Here is a 21,367-nt window from a genome sequence, read left to right as displayed (position 1 = left end):
TTAGAAAAGAGAGGGTGTCCCATCTTGCTCCAAATGGGACACACTGCGAATGCTTCCTTTCTACCCAAGGAGGTTTTTATATGCCACTCCCAAATAAAGATTTGTAATGGCTATTCTTTATGACCCGAAGATAGATGGGGAATGGGAGACTTGCAAGATAAATTGAAAAATATAAATAAAGATAAATAGTATGAAGCCATACTGGATTTGTGGTGAATTGAATGAAGATTGCATACAAGATAATTATAGTGCTTCTTGTGATGTCTCTATTGCCAGCGCTGATTATTGGTTATGCAGCCAGCACCTCGATGGAAGAAATGAGAAATTCGGCTAAGGCTAAAAGCGGTGAGAGCCTGATGAATGCTGAGAAGGTAAAACTTGTTCAGATGACAAAAGACAAGGCAGAATCGTTAAACAACTTTCTTCTTGAGCATTACAAAGCAACTGTGGCAATCAGGAATTACTGGGAATTTATAAACGGTAATTATTCTGAGTTTGAAGATGCCTATACTCATGATTACTACCCTGACAAGAATCACACGGGCTTACCTGGTTATGGCTATATTCATCCTGACTATGGTGCATATGCAGATTATGACGACAGAGTTCAAACTGACCCCTGGGCACCCCGCTGGGTGGTGAACCGCTCTCTTACAGATTCCTCATATGCAGCAGAAATATCCATGCAACTCCACAAGGCGATGCTGTTTGAACCTCTCTTTGTCTCCACATGGCAGGCACACAATGATTCTACAGACCTCGTGTGGCTTGTTTTTGACTCTGGAGTCACAAATGTCTATCCACCTTACAATTATCTTGAACTAATACCACAAAATCCTGAGATAATTGATGCAAACGAGAGCGAGGAGGACTATGTACGTCTCCTTAACCCAGAGAACAATCCAGACAGAAACATACTCTGGCTCAGCCCATATCTGGACCTCTCCAAGCGAATATGGATGACAAGTTGTATCACTCCTCTATACGATAACGATACTTTTGTTGGCACTGCTGGATTGGATATTTTACTTTCAACCCTTACCAACGCTGTTCTCAAAGTCAGTGCGGGCAAGACAGGTTATGCATTCCTGATGGATGCAAATGGAGTTGTTGTCGCCATGCCCCAGCAAGGGATTGATGACCTGACATGGGATACTATGCACAAAAAAGCCCTTATGGAAATCCTGAAACCTGCAGAAGCGCAGAACTGGACGGAGGAGATGGAGGAAGCAATCTACAAAAATCCCATGAACAAAAACCCGAACGGAGAACTTAAGGATATTTTCGAATCCATGCTCATACGCAAGTCGGGGATCGCACAAACCACCTTGTCTGGCAGAGACAAATTCATAGCATATGCTCCAATAAACAACACAGGTTGGAGTATCGGGATTGTTGTGCCCATAGATGAGGTCACTGCCCCTGCAGAGGAAGTGTCCCGTGCCATAGTAGAGGTGTTCACTGCTGTCTTTGGACTGGTATTTTTTGTTGTTTTGGTAACTTGCATTGTTGCAGGTGTATCTCTCGGCTACCACATTACTGGACCGATTCGACGCCTTACTGCAATGACTAGAAAGGTGAGTATGGGTGAGGACATAGATAAAGAAATTGAGGTAAAAACCAAGGATGAAATTGGTGAGTTAGGAGAAAACTTTAACAGAATGCTGCGGGGCATGAAGGTTGCGGTTCAAATGCTAGAAATGAAAGAAAAAAGTGGCGAGAAGGAAGAAAAACCAAAGGGGTGAATCATGGCTTCTCAAGAGGCGATCTCCATCATTCGTAATTATCTGGTTGAATATGCCGGGCCAATGGGTGGTTTTGTTCTGAAAAAAGCAATGAATGACATGGGCAAGGAAGAAGCATCGTTTCCTCTGGAACTTCTGCCTGCACTGGTGGACCGTGCCCTGAACAATGCGGTTTATGACCCAAAAGCGCGAGAAGAACTAAAGAAACGCATAATGGGAGATTTAAAGAAAGTCATGTAAGCAAGATGCTTTGAATTTTGAACAAAGCTGTCTTACATTTTTTTCCAGACCACTGCATCTGCATTTGTATTTATGCTTTCGGAAAAACCTCCTGAGGAATAAAAAGTGCCGACGATGTGATAGCCCTGCTGAGAGTAATTTGCATTTAAGTCCAGGGAGAGAATGTAATCTGCAGTTGGTGTTGTATTGATGCATACAATTTCTGGCTTAAAAGAATGCAGGTAAATGTAGACCTCGTACTGGTGGATACCCTGGAGTGCAATGCTCATCCCATCGTGCCCGTTTTCACGCAGCCATACCAGTGCCTTAATCTCACCTCTTTCTCTTGGAACGCCAATGAGTGGCGTGGTCACCAGCAGAGCCACAATAAATACTGTGAGAAAACTTGTGAGCCAGCCCCTGTTGAATGCACATCTTTTTTCCTTTTCATTCCAGTCCTTTGCATAGTAATTTACCACAAGCCAGATTATGGAAATGTTTGCAGGCATCACATACCTGATTATTAAGAACCAGAAAATTGGATGATGCTCAAAAACCCAGAATGCAGAGGCAAAGAACATTCCAATGAGATAAACCAACCCAATTGAGAGCAAGAGAGCAGAATTTGTTTCCTCAAGTTTTTTCATTTTCCAGAATTCTAGAAGCCAGGGCCAGGCAAGCATGAGGAAAAAAAGGAAGAATAATGGAATTCTAAGAACGAAAACATAAAGAAATTCCCAAGGATAAGAGAAGACATTATACTGAACATAGGCAATGTATTCGCTGGTCTCCCAGGCGGTGAAAAGTGTAAGCAAATTTCCGTCCCAGAAATGGATAAGGTTTCTCACAGCCCAGATTCCCCACAGTGCCAGAAAAACTCCGATACCCAGCATGTAATATTTGCTTCTGAAAACTTTCCAGCGAATGTAGTAAAATCTCCATGTCAAACCACAAATCCCAGCAATTATGAAGAACCAGCCCATGCTGCTCTTGGTCAGATAGGAAAGCCCTGCAAACAAGCCAGCGAGCACAATGTATCTCTCGTCCTTTATCCCCTTCAAAATTGCCCACATTGTGAGAATGAACAAAGCACAGAGCAGATTCTCAGCAAATCCAAGTCCTCCGATGTAAATTGATGCTGGTTCAACTGCCATGATGCTGGCTGCAGCAAGCCCGCATCTTTTTCCCCAGATGTCAGATGTGCAGAAATAGGTTGTGGGAATGAGCAGCAACCCTGAGATTATGGACGCAATTTGGAGAACTTCGACGCTCACACCGAAGAAAAGGAAAAACAGAGATAGGTAAATGGGGTAGAGGGGTGGAAAATGGTGGCTGAATTCTGGATTGCCAGGAATAAAAAAAGAGTTTCCAAGAGGAAGAATAAACTCTCCTTGTTTTAGGAAAGCCTCACCCATTGCCGCATAAACAAATGCATCTGTGCTTGCAGGAATAAACCAGAATGAAAGAATGCGGAGGGCGATACCCGTAGAAATAAAGAACAGAAAAAATTTTGTGGGTATTTCAAATTCTGGGAGCTTCAGTTCAATCCTTTGGCTCATTCTCTTCGAGATGTTCCTCTTCATCGTGATGCTCATGTTCTCCTTCTGGGCAGGCTCTCTCGGCATAGATTTTCTCTTCATACTTCTGCTTGTATTCCTCCAGCTTCTCCATGTACTTTGCCTCATCCTCTTTGTTGTTTGAGGTTTGAGCAATGTAAATCAGTGATTCAAGGGAACGGAACATTCCCTCAAAGTCCTCAACACTTTCTGCCTTCTCTCTTGCCATTTCAAAATTCTCCTTTGCCATACCAAGGTCTTCTTTGCTCAGATAGATGTCACCAAGCAGGTAGTAAATTGCATATTCTCCTACCTCTTCCTTATACTCCTTCAATCTCTCAATCTGGGCAAGGGCATCGTCATACCTCTGAGTGAGGCGACATGCTTCAGCCATCAAACCGATTGTGATACCAACACCCTTCCTGTTGTTTTCCTCTGCGAATCCGTTTTCCATCTCCTTCAGCACAGCAATCGAGACATCATAGTTTCCGCCTTTGGCAAGGGTTATTGCTACAAAAATATGGAAGGCATCTTTGAATTCTTCGGGCATCTGGGCATTTAACTCTGCAATTTTCTCAATTGTGAAGAAAGAGGCATGCTTCTTCAGTGTTTCTTCATTTTCTGCACCGATGAGCATGATGTAGTTGTAAAGATTCTCGTTCTTCTTCATGGTTGCATAGTCAGATAAGACCTTACACTTTCTTATGAACGGGCTAGTGTCTATGTTGTTGTTTTCCCATGTAGCAATCAGAATCATGGCTGCAAGGATTCCTCGTGTTATGTCCTTTGTGCGAATGATGGCGCTCATGAACTGTGCGGTTGCTGCCATCGGAAAATTCCTTGCATTCCTGCTTTCCACAAAAAGGGCATCATAACTCTTCAGCGCTTCTTCCATGTTGTCAGCAAGAAACTGCTCATCTGCTTTTTTTTCCAGCTCAACTAAATCCAATTAATCACCATGCAAGAGAAGGCATCCTAATACTAAATACTTGCTGTTGTGTTAAGTCAATTGCTCTCTCCTTCTGGAGATTTACCTATTTTGACTTTCTGCGACCACGAGCCCTAAATGTGATTCTCAGTAATGGGACGATGCAGAGCAAACTTAACGGAAGCAGTAATCCTGTGCTTTCAATCACAGGTTGAGTGGTGTACACCACAAATATCGTATCAGCGGAGACCACAATTGCATCATTTGTGAGACCGTCTCTGTTCAAATCACACATTGCTGGAGAAATTTCAGCTATGCAACCGGAAACTACGGCGCCTGCAATGGTAAGGTTTTCCATGGAAGAGGCGTTCTTTGCACAGTACCAGAGCAACTCTCCATTGGTTCCGTTGAGGGCAATTGCATAACCAGTGTATCCATTTGCAGAGACCTGACCAGAAATTTGGAGGAAAACATCATTTCTAGAATCCCCACTGATGTCTCCACACTGATATGTGTCTATTTCTAGATGGGTTCCAGAATATGGGGTAATAGCCACATTGTGAAGATACTGGAATATTGTGGCGCCTGTTCTCCCACATATCGCTTTCACATGAATCTGTCTGTTCTCGCCCTGGTTCCCGAGGTCTGTAGTGATAACAAAGTCAGGATAGCCATCAGCATTGAGGTCTGAGAAGGTGGATAGATGGGGGAGAAACATGCCCCAAAAGACATCACTCCAGGAGGCATCTACATTCCAGATTTCGTTTCCATTGACGCCGCTGTGCATTCTCACAGTGCCTGTCTGGTTACCAAGGAAGTTTGGTGTGGTGCAGATTTCTCGAATACCATCGCCATTTACATCATATGGATAAATGTAGCCAAGCAAGATTGTCTGATTTGTTTCATATTTCCACACGGTTGTGTTGACACTCGGGTTTATCAGGGTTATGTTGGCTATGGTCTTTGGTGTTGTGCCCAGGAGCGGGCTAGGATCTAGTGGAATGAGGACAAGGTCCGCCAGACCATCGCCTGTGAAGTCTGTGAAAGTCTGGATTGAGGTCAAACCTGAATAGATGCCAGAGCGAAAAGTATATAGAGAGTTAATAGGAAGACCTGTGAATGTGCTTGTGCAGTCATGTGTAAGCACAGAAACTTTTGCTCCATTACTGCCATGCAAAACCTCCGTGACATTTAAGCTGATGTAGTAGGAGGAAGTGCCACTCAAATCCAGTTTTGCTTTGGAAAGGGCGAGGTCGTTTATTCCATCACCGGTGAAATCCCAGATTCTGCAGTCAGCCACAACTCCAGATGTGAGGTCAGTTCTTGACCATACAGAACCCTTTGTCTGAGTGTCAAAAACCCTGATTTCTGAGTTGTTAAGCACGAGAGTAAAAATTGTCCAGCCAACACCAGATGAAACTACAAATAAGTCAGGATAGCCATTGCCAGAGACATCATTGCTCATCTGCACAAGGTAAGGATTTATCGGTTGCACCGGAAATCTCACGGGTCCAAGGTCGAGAGGTGCAGCCCAGATTGAATTGCCTGTTGCAGGATTTATCACCTGCACTCTGAGATAGTTGTCGTAGTAAGTCAAAATCCCCAAGTAGGATTGCTGTATGGAGTGGTTCATCACGAGCAGAAGTTCACCAATTCCGTCCTGGGAAGGCATCTTTGTGTCAACCGTTTTTGTGAGCGAGTAGTTGAAATTTGCATTTCTGGCTGCAAAGTTTGTGCTGTAAAGCAGACTGCCTGACCTTCCAGAAAAGATGTTCACCCTCACAGCAGTTGTGCCAACCGAGGCGTTTGAAACCACAAAGTCCTTTACGCCATCACTGTTTACATCGTCAATCAGAAACACGAAATCCCTGGCTTTAACGAAGTTATTCACCAGATTCCAGCCCCAAAGCACGACTGGAGTGTTGAAGGAAATCTTGCTTGCGCCGGAGATTGCAGCCACACCGAGCGTGTTTGTTGTGTTGTTGCAGAATCCAACTAAAACCTCAGCTGTACCATCACCGTTAAAGTCCTCAACCAGGGTGAACCAGTGCAATACTGCACTGGCATTTTCGCAGTTCCACACACCTTCAACCAGTCCGCTGAAGATTTCAGTGTATTGTGGAAGGAAGCCAGAGCCGATGATTGGTTGCAAACTACCAACAAAAATCAAATTGGTGCTGTCTTTTCCCTGCCAATTTGTCATTTCTACGGTGTAAGCAGTGATTTTGCCCTCTCCAAATGGCATTTCCAGCTCCAGTTCACCTCCTGCACAGGCAATATTTAAACATTCACTCAGCACATAGTTTTCACTCCAGCCCACACTTAAAATATCTTTTTCCATCACTTTCTTGCTGATTACCTCTCCGAGTTTACCCACAATCTGGATTGAATATTCCCTTCCAATTCCTGGTAATGTGAAGTTTATGTAAGCATAATCGCAAGTGTCAATCGCTTCAACAACTGAAGGTGTGCCACCACCTCCACTTCCTGCCTGGCCTTTGTATATCTGTGTAAGACCTGCAAGCACTTTGTCGCCATTCACCTTTGCATAGAAATAGAGTGCGTTCTCATTCTCCGTGTGCTTGGTTGCTGTCAGGTCTATGTTTAGATTTTGAGGGAGGATTCCAGGTTGCATTGCAACATCGTTCAAAGCATCAGAGTGCTGAGAGATGTTTTGCCAGTCAGCAAATGCGCCATCAATTATTATTCTATCTGGGGTTCCAACATAGACTGCTCTCGGATTTCCATGCACCATCATGGTGCCTTCTGCAGTTGCCTTTTCTATTTTCAGCCCAACTGAATTGTTTTTAATCCCGCTGACATTGCACACTATTCTGAAGAACTGAGACAAATCAGGGCTTATGTTCCTCGCAATTGAAATTTCCAGTTTATCTGCTCCTGCCTCAAGAACGCCTGCAGAGACCTCAGTGTTTCCCTCTCCCAGTATTTTGAAGTTGAGTGTGCCATTGTATGCACCCAGCCGTTTAACAGTTATGGTATGAAGGGTTGTGGGTTTTCCATACGCTTTTGCAGTAAATGTAAGCAATTCCGCATCCTGCGTTGCCTCTATGATCTCTTCTCCTCTTCCTGCCTGGACAATTTCAAGTCCCTGCATTTTGTTGGAGACAGGAATAACACTCTTGCCAGTTTTTCCGTCTGCACGCAGGGTTACGAAATAAAATATCGGATCAGTGTTTCCAATCTCTGCCTTTTTTATTCTTCCCTCAAGGAAGCCAGTATTTGCTCTTGCTTCCACATAGCCCCTTGGTTCCCATTTCCAGGACTTGCCATCGCCTGTGTATTCTGAAAGCATGCTGGAAACCACATACCCGTTGCCACCAGAAATTTCAACCCTGTACTTTGCCTGAATTCCTTCAATTCTGTAACCTGGAACTCCAGTATCTAGGAATAATACCACAATGTCCCTTGCCTCCCCTGTGCTCTCAAATACCTGATAGGGACTATCAACCCAAAGAGAGAAGTAAAGATATTTTTCATCAGAGTCGATTGCATACCTTTTGATTGGAAAATCCATGTTCTCGGGTGACTGCTCAATCCACACTCTTTCTCTCCAGTCCTCAGGGTTTCCGTCTATCAGCATTTTTTCAGACTGGGGATTGCTGTTGGTGCTGAGCCAGATTATCAGCAAAGTTGCACCTGTGCCAACAATTAGCAAGACAACCACAATTACAGCGGTAAGCATCGTAAATCTGGTAACACCCAGACGGTCTCTACCTGCCATATGAAGTTTTTTGATACCGTGGTAGTTTCCCAGCTGTCTTCTACACCTTCCAGATACCATTGCACATTTTCCTGCATCACTTACGCCCCGCATGCCTTTCATCACCTCTATAACCTCCTGCTCTGTTCTTTATACATTTTCATGTGTCCTCAAGTCCTAATAGACATGTGCGTATATAAACCTTATCTGGCTCAGATTTATACTCTAGCTTTGTTCTTACCTTCAATTCTCTCAGCAATCTTTCTCACATCATCAATCACCTTTTCCTCATCAAAGGTAAGAATTTTATAATCTCGCATCACAACCTTCCCATCCACAATCAAATCACTGACATCTGTGCCATTTGCGGAATAAATAACATTGGAAAGTATATCGTGAGCCGGTTGTAGATGTGGCTTTCTGATAGGTAGCACTGCAATGTCTGCAGGCATCCCCTCTTCTATCTCCCCCTTGTAACTACAACCCAGCACACCAGCATTTGAAGAAACCATTTTGAACGCACTGTTGAGCGGCATCGCTTCTGGACCAAAAAGATACTTCTGGAGCATGCAGGCAGTTCTCAATTCCTCGAGCACATCCAGATTGTTGTTGGAGGCATTGCCATCAGTTCCAATCAAGACATTGATACTATTTCGCAAGTTCTCAATTTTCGCAATGCCAGATGAGAGCTTCAGGTTGCTTTGAGGACAGTGAAGAATTGTGGCTTTCGAATTCGCAATCAACTCCACATCTTTCTCGTTTAAATGAACACAATGAGCAAGCAAAGTTTTTTCGTTGAGAATACCAATTCTATGCAATCTCTCAGCAGGGGTCTCCCCGAATCTATTCCGGCTTTCTTTATTTTCCCATTCCGTTTCAGAAAGATGGATGTGCACATGAATGTTTTTTCTGCGGGCAAATTCTGCGATGCTGGCAAGATAATCATCACTTACCGTGTATGGTGCATGGGGGCCTATCCCCACAAAAACTCGCTCATGCTTTCCCTGCCATTCCTCAACAAAATTTTTTGCAATTGAGAACTGTTTCTCTATTGTCTTCCCTTCTGGGCAGTTGTCAAATACGCTTGGACAAAGCAATCCCTTGATGCCTGATTTTACCACACTCTCTGCAATCTCCTTTGCATAAAAATACTGGTCTATGAAGAATCCGATTCCGTTGTGAATTAGCTCCGCACATCCCAGCAGTGCAGCAATCTCAGCACCCTTTGCTGTGAGTTTATTTTCTGCAGGCCAGATATAATCATTTAACCATTCCTGGAGATTTCTGTCATCGCAGATGCCTCTTAGCACCGTCTCTGGTAGATGTGTGTGTGCATTCACGAGAGCAGGCAGGACAACGCATTCTCTGGCATCAATTTTTTCAACGCCAGCAGGCACTTTTCCTTTTCCCACCCAGAGGATTTTTCCCTCCTCAATGTAAACCGAGGCATTTCGCAACAGCTTTTTTCCAACCACAAAATCAGCATTCTCTATCAACACACCAGTCATAGAAGAGAAAATGCGGTTTGGGTATATAAAAAATGTGGGAGAGCAAATCACTTTGTCCATTTATAAAGAACAACGAGCCCGAGAATTGTCACTATAAATATCCATACAAAATTGATTAGTATCCAAGAGTAGGGCGTGACTATCGCAGTTGATGGTAGGACTAACAAGTGGAAGAACAGAGGTACTGAGCCAAGTCCGAGGATTACTAGAAGAAGAAGAAAGACAATGACTTCCCTTGAATCGACTCTAACAGAGACCTTTCTCTTACTAGGTTTCAGGAACTCAGTACTCTCTCGTTGGAAGAAAATCATCGAAGTGAACAAAGCGACGAGAATCGCACAACTCTTATCGAATGTTTCAATTCCCAACCTTGCCAGGAAATTACCAGTTATAGAGCCGATGTATTTCTGGGTTTCCAGTGCAATGAACTCTGCACCGTGCCCTGAAAATCCTCCAAATAATGATAATGAGACAACAGTACTTACGCATGCATTTATGATGCCAACAACAATTCCATTAAAAATAATAAATTTTATAAATTTTCTCCAGAAAACTTCTGGATCAATACCTACAATTCGTGCATATCCAAACTTCGCAAAATACCCCCAAAGCAAGCCAACGAGAATGTTGCAAATTGCAAATGGAAAATATGCAACACCGGCTACAAAAGAAAGCAGAAAGTTTGTGAGCAAACCAACAGTTGCTGCAGTCCATGGGCCTAGTGTGAAGGCAACTAGAGCAGTTCCTATCGTATCTGCGAAAAATGGAAGATTAAAATATGAGGTAAGTTTTCCCCCAACTACATTGAGTCCTATTCCAAGGATAAGAATTAACAGGTTTCTGACATTTCTCAGACTTTTTGGCTCTTTCGGTGAGAAAACATGTTCTTCCCACAATTTGAGGAGAGATTTGGGCACAAATAATGAGGTGACAAAAAGCACAAATGCAATTATATGAAATACAATGCCATAAATTTTACCAGTAAATTCTAGCACATATATGTCTCTAGTATCCATCAGACCAGGTTCAATACACAAAACCCCAAGAAGTGTGAAAAAAACGCCTACTATGAAAAGATGAAGTTTAACACGCGCACTCAGTTTTTCTGTAAGAAGTGAGCAACGGTAGAGATAGTAAATAACTAAACTAGCCCAGAATAAAAGGTAAGAGAGAAACGCGATTGAGAACGAGAGGTTCTGATTATAACACGGGAGTTTCATATCAACTTCTGTGTAAACTGAGATGGTGGTAAGTTCAGGAAGATATAGCATCCCGATGAATATCACAAAAATAATGTGTAATATGATGAAACTTCTGTACTTTTTAAGCATTGGAAAATAAAGCACAAGAAACAAGAAAAGAAAAAGGAATCCAAGGGCAAGAAAAAGCTTGTTTAGAAGAACCAGAATGTTTATCTCTTTTGGTAAACTGTCAGCAAATACTGAGAATGCCATTGAAAGATATATACAGAGAAAAAATAGGAGAAGATATGCGTTCTCTCGTTCTCTTCGTTTCCACCACCTTTTAAAGGTTAAAATAACAATAAATATGTTTGGATTAAAAAGGCCAAAAAGGTAATACGGATCTAGCCCCATAATCAATCAAAGAACTTTTCAAGTTTTCTTGCTGCAGTTCTTGCAGAGCCAGAAAACACGCCTTCCACATTCTGGAACTTGTCCTTTATAATTATTCCCTTGCTCGTTATTTCGTACTCCCTAATGTCCTTTATATGTTGTGTACCTCTTACTTTTAGCAAGTTAATTGCTTTTTTCATCTCCGAACCAATTTCTACATGTCTCAAAACGACAATTGTATCTACAACATAGGAAACATTGCTTGCCATTAACCTGCTGGTGCCCATAAGCTCATCGCTTTCTGAAGAGAACATCACACTAACGCCATGTTTCTTAGTCATGCTGGTAAATGAGACGAGCACATTTCTCAATTCTTCCTTAGGCATTGCACTTTCAAAATGATTCACTGTGTCTATGAACAAGCGTTCTATCATTGGAAGACGAGAAATTATCTGCTGGAGCAACATATGGATGTTTGTACCTGGGTAAGGAGCATATATGATTTCAAGCAGCTTTTCTTTTTCGTACTTTTCAAGTGGAATTCCAACAGTTCTTGCATTCCTTTTCAGCTGTGCAGGATTTTCCTCAAATGAAACAATCAACCCTTTCTCATTGTTTCTACAACCCTCGCTAACAAACTGCAATCCCATGATTGTTTTTCCCGCACCTGCACTCCCAGAGACGAGAATTACATCTCCACGGAAAAATCCGCCACCGAGCATCTTGTCCAGTCCTGCAATCCCAGTAGGCACTCGCTTATCACTTGCAGAAACCTTTGTTTCAGGCATGAGGCGTGGAAAGACCTCAATTCCATCTTCGTTTATAACAAAGCCGTTTTCTCCCGGTAGAAAATCAGAGCCACGCAACTTCAAAACTTCCAAAGTTCTCAACCCATTGTTGTACTTTAAATGTGTGATCGAATCTGCTACAAATTCTTTTACACCAAATTTTCTTGCGACAGCGTCACGCTCACTTTCCTCAGTTATCATTGCTGTGACACCGAGTTCCTTTAAACTAGAGGAAATCCTGAAGATCGCACTCCTCATTTCGTACTCCTGAGGATACCTGATACTCATCACTGCAAGACCGTCAATTGCCACCCTCTTTATCTTCTTCTCAGTAATCCACTTCCTTAAACTTTCAATGAGAACATCCACATCTACTATACTTGAGAAGCCAGTTTTCTCCTCAAACACTGTAGTCAACTTTCTTATCACAGAAAGGTCTACAATTGTGATTTTGTCTGTGTTGCGCTCAAAGGTCTCCTTCAGTTTTGTAGGCATGTTCTTCAGGATGTTAGCACGACTTTCTTCTAATGTAACAAATAGGGTATTGTCTCCATATCTATCTGCACCATTTATGATATAACAGAGTGCAAATATAGTTTTACCAGAGCCACATTCTCCCGCCACTAGATTGAAAGAGCCCTCTATATACCCTCCCTTGAGTATTGAGTCGTATCCACTTATTCCCGTAGGTATTCTTTTTTCCATTTTTTCCCCTCCAGTTTCACTATATGCTTCCCTTTGTCTGGAGCATGTCTAGCAATTTTTTGGAGATTGTTTTTGCAATTGACTGTCCATAGGTATTCTCGAGTAGCTTGGTGAGTGCATCTACAAATGCCTGTGGTTCCTTCGCAACATCAATTTCTCGCTCAATTGCCTTAAGTTCTTTCTCAAACCTAGCACGCTCCTCCACCCCCAGGGATTCTTCAATCAGTTGTTCTACCTTTGGCTGGAGCGTTTCAATTTTTCCTTCTCTAAGCATATCCTGTCTGCGGATATACTCTAAATGTCTTCTTACTGCGTCACGAACAAAGTCGTTGGGCCCATTCCAAGCATACTCTGGGTGCGTGTTCACAACCATCTCAATCTGGTGCATCATCACTTTTGAGAGGCGGACACCGACCCATTTTCTTTCGTCTTTTTCAGTGTCTTCTTCAGCCACGTTCGGTTAATTACCTAAGGGGTAAATATATTTTTCTCCATTGTTTTTTTGTTAATTTTTTCGTGCATTAGAAACTTGAAAAGTTCTCTCACGGAGTTCTTTCCAGGGTAATTGCAGTAGCATTTCCTCCGCCAAGACACACTGTAGCCAACCCAAGTTTCGCGTTTCTTTTTATCATTTCATGGAGAAGCGTCACCACAATTCTGGCACCACTACACCCAATAGGATGTCCTAGAGCCACAGCACCACCGTTCACATTAAATTTCTCATCTGGAATTGAAAAGACCTTTTGAATTGCAACTGATGCAGAAGCAAATGCTTCATTGTGTTCAATCAAATCGAAATCCTCAATCATCAAACCAGTTCTTGCGAGAAGTTTCTTCACAGTAGGTACTGGCGCATCCATCACGAGCTCTGGTTTTGTTCCAGAGAAAGCATAACTGTGGATTCTAGCAATTGGTTTTACTCCATATTCATTCACTGCCTTTTCAGACATGACCACAAGAGCAGCTGCACCATCACTGATTTGAGAAGCATTTCCAGCAGTGACTACACCCCCTTCTTTGAACACTGGTTTGAGCTTGGCCAGTTTTTCGATGCTAGTGTCTTCCCTAGGACCTTCATCCTTGTCGAACACAATTTTATCTCCCTTTTTACCTTCAATTACTACCGGTACAATCTCATCCTTGAATCTGCCCTCCTTTGTGGCTTTTACTGCTCTCTGATTACTCCGCAATGCAAATGCATCAATTTCCTCTCTCTTTATGTTGTATTTTTCTGCAATAATCTCACCCGTCATGCCCATGTGGAAATTGTTGTACACATCCCAGAGCCCGTCATAGACCATCTCATCAATGATTTTTCCGTCAAACATTCTATATCCAAACCTTGCCTTTTCAAGCAAGTAGGGTGCTTTATCCATGCTTTCCATCCCACCTGCAACAATCACATCTGCATCTCCTGCCTTAATTTCAGATGCAGCGAGCATGATTGCCTTCATTCCAGAACCACATACCTTGTTCACAGTAAGCGCCCCTGCCTCATATGGGATTCCCGCATAGATTGCTGCTTGCCTTGCTGGGTTCTGACCCAATCCTGCCTGAAGCACATTACCCATTATTACTTCTTCCACTGCAGTTTTCTCAATTCTTGCCCTCTTCACAGCTTCCTCTATTACAATCGCACCTAATCTCTGGACTGGCACATCCTTTAATGTTCCCTCAAATTTTCCAATTGCAGTCCTGCAAGCACTCACGATGTATGCGTCCATAAAAACACCCAACCCATCTTGGATTATACAGTGTCAGGCATTCTCGGTGCAAGAAGGAATTTCGCGATTCCATTTCCTTCTGCAAATTCAAATTCCATCTTCAAAGGATAGTCCTTTCCAATGTTTAGTGTTACTTTTTGGGCAGAACTTATTGCCTTCACTACATTTGCGAAATAGTCAAGAGCATACATGCTTTTTGCAGTATCCTTCGCCTCAATTTCTACTTCTCCCTTGTCCTTGTATAGTAGCATTTCCACTTTGTCCTGCTCAGATTCACCCTCAAGCTTAAAAACATCTGGCTTTATCTCAATCATGAGATGGCTTGAGACGCTTTCCGTACCTCGGATACCCTGCCTGAGGGATTCCAGGTTAATTACTGCTTTTGCAGTGTGCGTAAGCGTTGGTACCTTTGCATCACTGATGCTCCCTATGTCTAGAAGAGGAATGAAACGCCTAAAAGCTGCAATCTCAACAATTAACTTATTCTTATCCTCATCATATGTGAGCTTAACAATATCTCCAGGTTTTGCAAGTTTTAGCACTTCTTTCAACTTCTCAAGCTCAATTGCAAGTTCCATTCCAGAGCTCTTATATTCTTCAAACGAGGACTTGTTCAGAGATAGTTCAATCATAGCCACATGAGAGGGGTCAACTGCTTTTACACTAAGTCCATCTTTTCCAAAGTTCATCTTCACCTCATCCACGAGCGTATGCAGAAGTTCCACCACTTCCTTCAATGTTTCCGCTTTTACTTTTGCGTTCAGCATGTCTTCACCATTTGAATGCAAATACCATATTATATAAAAAATTTTCTTGTTAGTATTAGCCCATGATTTGCTGAGATGAGAGGTCTATTTATACCCGCTTAACATCATAGAAAAGGTTATATTCAATGCCTATATGTTTTCCTTCGCCCGCCTGAAAAAGGTAATAGCAGGAGGCAACAAAATGGACAACGCAAGGAAAGAAGATGTGAAGTTTGAGACCCTAAAATCAGAAAAGATCTCGTTCGGGAAGAACAACTTCATAGAGATAGCAAGAAAGAAAGCCACAACAAAGGACGGCACCGTGAACGAGTTTATCACCGTGTCAAGGGGCTTTGTAAGACAGGATGGCTCTGAGAGATACAAGAGTGCTGTTACAATCCCGGACGATCCCGAAATCAAGAACCAGATTGCAGAAAAAATTAAAACTTTATAACCCAAACATTTTATGTTGGGAATTTCCTGCCCTCCACTGTGCTATTTGACAGTGGAAAATGTAATAGAGAAGATTGCAGAGAATTTCAAACTATGGGAAATAATTGCAGAGCATCAGCATCACCCAGAAATTTGCAGTGCCAAACTGAAAGCCCTTCTTCCTTCCTACTCGCTCAGAATGCAGGTGCATGCTCCTTTAAGTGACATAAACATTGCGAGCATAAGCAAGAGAATTAGAGAGGCAAGCTTGAAGGAGGTGAAGGACGCGATAATCTTTGCACGCCAGATTGACGCAGGAGTTGTCACAATTCATCCGGGCCACAAGTCACCAATGACAGCTGAGCATGTTGATCTTGTTTATAGGCTGACTGTAGATGCCGTGAAAGAGTTGGCAAAATTTGGAGAGGAGATGGGTGTAAAAATTGCACTTGAAAACATGCCTGAAATGGGAGTTACAATTTGTAAGACACCGGAGGAAATTCTTCAAATGATATGCGGTACGGAAGTAGGTATTTGCTTCGATGTGGGGCATGCTAACACTACTCATAAAATCGAGGAATTTTTCAAGGTGCACCATCTTTTTTTGAATGTACATCTTCATGACAATGATGGGACGAGAGATTCACATTCCACAGTAGGTGATGGTAACATAAAATTTAAATCGTTCTGGCCTAAATTCGGTAAGTACAAGGGCAATTACATTATTGAATCTAGAAGTATTGAGAGTGCTGTGAAGAGCAAGAAAGCTCTTAGTGCTATGGGCTACCGGTAATTCCTAGTATCTGGCGCAATCTCGTCTATTATTTTTTTCAGTTCTGGGTCTTCAATTTCTACATAAATTTCACCCAGGGGTTCACCTATAGAAAAACTAACACTACCAGCAAATGCTACCTGCTTGTTTAGACGAAAATGTGTCTTGTTACCGCTCAGATTTCTATAGAGTTCTGCTCTTACAGTATCTCGAATTTTTGCGTTCCTTATTAATGTCGCGAAATGCTCCAAGCTTTTAGCCGTGCCTACCAGCATTTTTTCATCTTCAAAAATCAACATTGCATCTGGAAAGATATTTGTGACCGCAATAATTACCTTTTCTGGTTCTTCAGTTGGAAATACAGGAACTTTTATTCTAATTTCCATGGAAAAAGAAAAATTCAATGGAGTATTTAAAGAGCACTGCCCACATTACTGAAAATCTAGTTCCATTGAAAGTTTATTCCAGTTCCCAGCATTATCAGATGCAGTAATACTGAGTTTCACGACATCTCCAGCCCTAAAACTGTTTGTAATTTTCCATTCATAGACATTACTCTGGTTTGTCTGTAGATAACTCGTGACCTCGTTTCCGTCCTTGTCCACTAAGCGGATGCTCTTCAGTGCCCCATTGTCAGTAATTTTTGCAGTGATGATTATTCTTGTCACCGCGGAGGTGTTTTTCACGATTATCTTTGCCTCTTCTCCATAGTATCTGATTTCGCAGAGAGTGTCGTTACCACTAATCTCAGCATAAACATTCACATCCTTTATTGTTGGTTTTGCAAAGTCGCTGAATGGGGCATTCATGAGCAAAATCCAGATTGCAAGCCATATGAAAAAGTAACTTCCAATATGTCCTAGCCAGTTCTTTATTTTATATTCAGAGGTATCTACCTTCAAAACGTTTAGAATGTATTTTATCGAACCCATACCCGCAAGTCCTACAAGGAAGCCAATGCCTGGCTGTTGGGCTAATGTGAGCAGAAATGAAAAAATCGCAAACACAATGCCTGTCAATACTACCATCAAGGCGCCTTTTGTGTCCTTCATTTCCTTCTTGACGAATTCCACTTCGTTGAACTCTGGGAACTTGAATACTTCCTGCTGTTCAGTTTCTTCTGCTGGCACCTTTTTTGCTATATTTACCACCTACAAAGCCAAAATCTTTTCCCCTTAAATTCTTTTCGCAAAATCATCTTTTAATCCCCAGCATTTCTGCAAATGCCTCAAGCCTAAGTCGTATTTGAGCAGGAGTTTTTCCAGGTAAATCACCTTGAATAGTGAGAAATGGATATGGGAGTTCCTTTCTAAGCACATCATCCTCAAGAATGTGGTGGCAGGCATACTGCGTATAATGAATGATGCCATCAATTTTCCTTTTTTCAAGTTCCTGTTTCAAAAAATTTATTCTGAATGAAAGTGGTCTAGCAAAGGTGTATGTTGCATAGCTTCTCACGACCTTCTTAAAATCCGTTCCCCCAAGCCGCAAAAACTCAAAAGGGAGTTCATCGAACACGATGTGCAAGCCAGCATTTTCCGCAACTTCATGAAAGTCACTGTAAATCGGGGGTACTCCAAGCAATGCCACCCTTGGTAGATGCGAAAGTTCTGTCTCCTCAATTGCTTTTGCCATTTTAACCATGTTCTCTGGAGAACCGCCAAGGTCACTCAATTTTATCATGAAATCAAATGCGGATTTGGCAGAGATTCTGCCTATGCTTCGCATCTCATCAATTTTCAATCCGAGTTTCTTCACATCACTGACAATTTTAAATGCATCCTGGCACTTTGGTTCACCCAGAAACTCAATCAATTTTTCACATTCCTCCTCTAGCAGTTTTTCACTGCCATCAAAAGGATAGAAAAAGTAGTGTGTTGGTATGCCAGAGCGCTCAATTTTCTGCCCATCCACGAGGGAATTATGACAATCACCACCTGCCACAACAATTAGTTTTTCCACCATTTTTTTTGAAATCACCATATCTCGCCAGATTGCAGTCCATGCACAGAGTTTATGCTTTGGATAATATTCGGTGTAAGGCACGAAATTGTTCAAGTCAACTGGCACATGCCCTGTTAGATATATAAGCTCCGGAGGCACAAGTGCAGTGATGCCCACTTTCTGCATTCTCCTCCCTACTTTACGCGCACAGTTTCAAGGTTCATCGGCGCCTTTGTTTCAATCCCGTATTTCTTGTAGATTGCACTAGCTAATTCAATGCACTTACTCTCTTCACCATGCCCTACAATCACTCTTTCAGGTCTGCTGTCTAAAGCCCCAATGTAGTTCAAGAGCTGTGTGCGGTCGGAATGTCCAGAAAACCCTTCGCAGGTCTCAATACCCATCTCTACCTTAACCTCGTAAGGATTTCCCTTTACATTCAAGGTAATTTCCTTCAACCCCTTCTGGAGACGCCTTCCGAGTGTTCCTTCTCCCTGATATCCAACAAAAACTAGTGTATTCTTGCTGTCGTCAGCCCACTCACGGAAATACTCCATTATGGGCCCCCCATTCATCATACCCGATGTGGCAAGCACGATGCAGGACTCTACGTCACCCAAGATTGCCTCCCTTTTTTCTGCACTATCAACCTTCTGGAAGATGTTTGAAAGGAAAGGATTCTCACCACTTTCAATGATTAGTTGCCTCAACTGACTGTTTAGGTATTCTGGATAGGTTGTATGAATCCCTGTTGCCTCATAAATCATTCCATCCAGATAGACAGGCACCAGAGGAATATCACCAATTTTCATTTTTTCTTCAAGCACAATCATGACTTCCTGAGAACGTCCCACTGCAAACACTGGGATTATAACCTTTCCTCCTTTCGTAAGCGTTTCCCTCACAATCTGGGTCAGACGCTCAGATGCTTCCTCTCGGGATGGTTGTGTATCCTTATGCCCTCCATATGTGGCTTCGATCACAAGCGTTTCAAGCCTTGGAAATTTTGTTGCTGCCTGATTGAAAAGCCAGGTTTTCTCAAATTTTATGTCGCCAGTGAAAGCAATATTGTAAAGGCCTTCTCCTATGTGGAAATGGGCAATTGCAGAGCCAAGAATGTGTCCTGCGTTGTGAAAGGTTAACCGTATGTCTGGCGCTATGTCCGTTGTTTCGCCGTACTTGAGCACAATGGTATGCTTTAACATCTCTCTAATGTGCTTTGACTCATACAGTGGTTTCTTACCCTCTGCCTGTGAGACGCGAATATAATCAATCTGGAGTAGGGTCATTAGGTCTCTGGTGGGGGGAGTGCAATAAACAGGACCATTAAAGCCAAATTTATAGAGCGCAGGCACGAGACCACAATGGTCCAAATGAGCATGGGTTACTACAATTGCATCAATCTCAGAAAAGCTACTTTTTATTTCTGGGATGTAAAAATAAGGAGTGCCATTTCCATCTGACGAGGTCTCAAGCCCGCAGTCAATAAGCACCATGCTTTCTGGTGTGCTAAGAAGCGAAGCACTTCTGCCCACCTCTCTAAATCCACCCAGTGCAGTCACACGCACCCACTTATCTTGTTTGGTTAGCAATCTGCAGATTCTAGAACTCACTTCGCCTAGAAACTTCTTTCTCTCTGCATCATACTCCCTTAGCAATTTCCTGATTTCTTCAACTGTTTTTGAAGGAATTGGTGGGGCTCTCACAATTCTAGGCACCCAGCCAGTGGTCTTTTTAATCTGATTTTCAATTGCACCGTTTGTACCGGAGGCCTTCAGTGGATTTCCTGCCTCAATTGTCACCTCTCCAGTTTCTGCATCAAAGAAAATTTCCTTCACATCTGCTTCAGCGGGAATACACTTTCGGATTTCCTCTTCTGCAACCTCTGGTGGTTTGACTATTTTTGGATCAGGCCGAATCAGAATTCGCTTTCTTATTGTCTGAGCAATTTGCTTCACAAGTTCTGGGTTTTCTGCAAATTTGTCTATGTCCTTCGTGTAAACTACCACGGTGGGTCCTTCCATTGTAACATCAGAGACATCAATCTCAGCGGAAATAATGTTTCTTATAGCGCCTCTGACCTCCTTAATTACATCCTCAAGCCGTCCCATAAAACATCACATCAAAGATTTTAATGATGAATAAAAAGAATCTCAGAGTTTGAGTTTACTCATTCGTTTCCTTATTTCTTCATCCGTTAGTTCTCTGAACTCTTTTTGGGTAATCACTGCTACACTCATGCCATCACCAGATGCAGAGTCCCTCTTCATCGCTGCATTCAATGCTTTAATTGCCACATCTATTGCTTCTGTAGTACTGATTTCATCATGGTAATGTTCTTCTAAGATTCCATAAGCATAGGGTGACCCTGAACCCACAGACACGAACTTGTCTTCAATGCTTCCACCCACCGCGTCTAGGGAAAACACATGGGCACCACGTGAATCCACGCCTCCGATAAGCAACCCTACATAATATGGGAAGAATCGATTCCCATTTAGGATATTTGCCATCAAAGTAGCAGCCCCCTCTACAGAGATTGGTGCATTTCTCTTCAGTTTGTAAAGCTCGACCTCTGCCTTGAGATATCTAGCAAGCAGCTGGGCATCACCTACAAGCCCGGCGATTGTCAGTCCAAGGTGTTCATCTATCTTGAACAGTTTCTTTGTGTCCTTGTGGGCAATAAATGTCCCCATTGTAGCTCTTTTCTCTGTAGCCATGACTACTCCATCCTTGCACACTATCCCTATTGTGGTAGTTCCGTGTTTTAATTCCTCAGGTATATTTTCCATAAAACCACCTTTTTTAGTTTTTCCAAAAGGCAGATGGAAATAAGGGTTGCGATATATAAGGATTTCTGAGGGTGCATGGAGCTACACACTAACTTCCCAAGTTTTGAGTAATATGTATTTCCAGCTCATTAAGCAGTTTTCTCGTGGATTTTGTCACTTCATTCACAAAGTTCTGCTCCCCTACGGTCACAACATAAACTTTGGATAACTCCC

Annotated in this window: 18 protein-coding genes; 4 read left to right on the top strand and 14 right to left on the bottom strand. The window is 42.5% G+C overall.

Annotated features, from left to right (window positions below; genetic code table 11):
• The first annotated feature begins 221 nt into the window (after positions 1 to 221).
• Both QXD64_08035 and QXD64_08030 read left to right on the top strand, forming a co-directional pair.
• On the top strand, positions 222 to 1,745 hold the full coding sequence (locus tag QXD64_08035) for a cache domain-containing protein (protein MEM3397258.1): 1,524 nt from the start codon (positions 222 to 224) through the stop codon (positions 1,743 to 1,745).
• A gap of 3 nt (positions 1,746 to 1,748) precedes the next feature.
• The gene (locus tag QXD64_08030) at positions 1,749 to 1,985 is read left to right on the top strand and encodes a hypothetical protein (protein MEM3397257.1); all 237 of its coding nucleotides are present in this window, start codon (positions 1,749 to 1,751) and stop codon (positions 1,983 to 1,985) included.
• Between the two features lie 32 nt (positions 1,986 to 2,017).
• Here the strand turns inward: QXD64_08030 and QXD64_08025 are convergent, their stop codons facing one another.
• From QXD64_08025 to QXD64_07985, 9 genes are all read right to left on the bottom strand, one after another.
• Complete coding sequence (locus QXD64_08025; protein ID MEM3397256.1) at positions 2,018 to 3,589, bottom strand: glycosyltransferase family 39 protein; 1,572 nt, start codon at positions 3,587 to 3,589, stop codon at positions 2,018 to 2,020.
• Positions 3,507 to 4,469 carry a hypothetical protein gene (locus QXD64_08020; GenBank protein MEM3397255.1) on the bottom strand — a complete coding sequence of 321 codons (963 nt, stop codon included), beginning with the start codon at positions 4,467 to 4,469 and terminating at the stop codon, positions 3,507 to 3,509. Before QXD64_08020 ends, QXD64_08025 begins: the two co-directional genes overlap by 83 nt.
• 85 nt (positions 4,470 to 4,554) lie before the next feature.
• Complete coding sequence (locus QXD64_08015) at positions 4,555 to 8,292, bottom strand: hypothetical protein (GenBank protein ID MEM3397254.1); 3,738 nt, start codon at positions 8,290 to 8,292, stop codon at positions 4,555 to 4,557.
• A 95-nt stretch (positions 8,293 to 8,387) separates the two neighbouring features.
• Entirely contained in the window at positions 8,388 to 9,677 is a 1,290-nt protein-coding gene (locus QXD64_08010; protein MEM3397253.1) for an amidohydrolase, read from the bottom strand.
• Positions 9,678 to 9,724: 47 nt separating this feature from the next.
• On the bottom strand, positions 9,725 to 11,131 hold the full coding sequence (locus QXD64_08005) for a hypothetical protein (protein MEM3397252.1): 1,407 nt from the start codon (positions 11,129 to 11,131) through the stop codon (positions 9,725 to 9,727).
• 143 nt (positions 11,132 to 11,274) lie between these two features.
• Complete coding sequence (locus QXD64_08000) at positions 11,275 to 12,744, bottom strand: ATPase domain-containing protein (GenBank protein MEM3397251.1); 1,470 nt, start codon at positions 12,742 to 12,744, stop codon at positions 11,275 to 11,277.
• Positions 12,745 to 12,763: 19 nt separating this feature from the next.
• Positions 12,764 to 13,198, bottom strand: coding sequence for a hypothetical protein (locus tag QXD64_07995; protein MEM3397250.1), 435 nt, complete (start codon positions 13,196 to 13,198; stop codon positions 12,764 to 12,766).
• An 88-nt stretch (positions 13,199 to 13,286) separates the two neighbouring features.
• Positions 13,287 to 14,468, bottom strand: a complete 1,182-nt coding sequence (locus tag QXD64_07990) for an acetyl-CoA C-acetyltransferase (GenBank protein MEM3397249.1) — start codon at positions 14,466 to 14,468, stop codon at positions 13,287 to 13,289.
• Positions 14,469 to 14,491: 23 nt separating this feature from the next.
• Entirely contained in the window at positions 14,492 to 15,235 is a 744-nt protein-coding gene (locus QXD64_07985; protein ID MEM3397248.1) for a DNA polymerase sliding clamp, read from the bottom strand.
• A 181-nt stretch (positions 15,236 to 15,416) separates the two neighbouring features.
• On the opposite strand from QXD64_07985, the gene QXD64_07980 reads away from it, so the two are divergent.
• Together QXD64_07980 and QXD64_07975 are read left to right on the top strand one after the other, a co-directional pair.
• Positions 15,417 to 15,668 (top strand): hypothetical protein, encoded by a 252-nt coding sequence (locus tag QXD64_07980; GenBank protein ID MEM3397247.1) that lies wholly within the window; start codon positions 15,417 to 15,419, stop codon positions 15,666 to 15,668.
• Positions 15,669 to 15,719: 51 nt separating this feature from the next.
• Positions 15,720 to 16,439, top strand: coding sequence for a sugar phosphate isomerase/epimerase family protein (locus QXD64_07975; protein ID MEM3397246.1), 720 nt, complete (start codon positions 15,720 to 15,722; stop codon positions 16,437 to 16,439).
• On the opposite strand, the gene QXD64_07970 is transcribed toward QXD64_07975, so the two are convergent.
• Genes QXD64_07970 through psmB form a run of 5 tightly spaced genes read right to left on the bottom strand, consistent with a single transcriptional unit; the run spans position 16,430 to position 21,154 of the window.
• The gene (locus QXD64_07970; protein ID MEM3397245.1) at positions 16,430 to 16,804 is read right to left on the bottom strand and encodes an RNA-binding domain-containing protein; all 375 of its coding nucleotides are present in this window, start codon (positions 16,802 to 16,804) and stop codon (positions 16,430 to 16,432) included. The genes QXD64_07975 and QXD64_07970 overlap by 10 nt on opposite strands.
• 45 nt (positions 16,805 to 16,849) lie before the next feature.
• Positions 16,850 to 17,569: a hypothetical protein gene (locus QXD64_07965; GenBank protein MEM3397244.1), complete on the bottom strand. Its 720-nt coding sequence runs from the start codon at positions 17,567 to 17,569 to the stop codon at positions 16,850 to 16,852.
• 43 nt (positions 17,570 to 17,612) lie between these two features.
• A complete protein-coding gene (locus tag QXD64_07960) occupies positions 17,613 to 18,548 on the bottom strand; it encodes a 2-hydroxyacyl-CoA dehydratase family protein (GenBank protein ID MEM3397243.1) in 936 nt (311 codons plus the stop codon).
• A gap of 8 nt (positions 18,549 to 18,556) precedes the next feature.
• Positions 18,557 to 20,473 carry a beta-CASP ribonuclease aCPSF1 gene (locus tag QXD64_07955; protein ID MEM3397242.1) on the bottom strand — a complete coding sequence of 639 codons (1,917 nt, stop codon included), beginning with the start codon at positions 20,471 to 20,473 and terminating at the stop codon, positions 18,557 to 18,559.
• 42 nt (positions 20,474 to 20,515) lie between these two features.
• Complete coding sequence (gene psmB / locus QXD64_07950; protein ID MEM3397241.1) at positions 20,516 to 21,154, bottom strand: archaeal proteasome endopeptidase complex subunit beta; 639 nt, start codon at positions 21,152 to 21,154, stop codon at positions 20,516 to 20,518.
• Between the last annotated feature and the right edge of the window lie 213 nt (positions 21,155 to 21,367).

This window comes from Thermoplasmata archaeon, assembly GCA_038874435.1.
Classification (GTDB): Archaea; Thermoplasmatota; Thermoplasmata; order Lutacidiplasmatales; family SKW197; genus SKW197.
The sequence above is the reverse complement of the archived record's forward strand: the minus strand, read 5'-3'. Positions and strand labels throughout refer to the sequence as shown.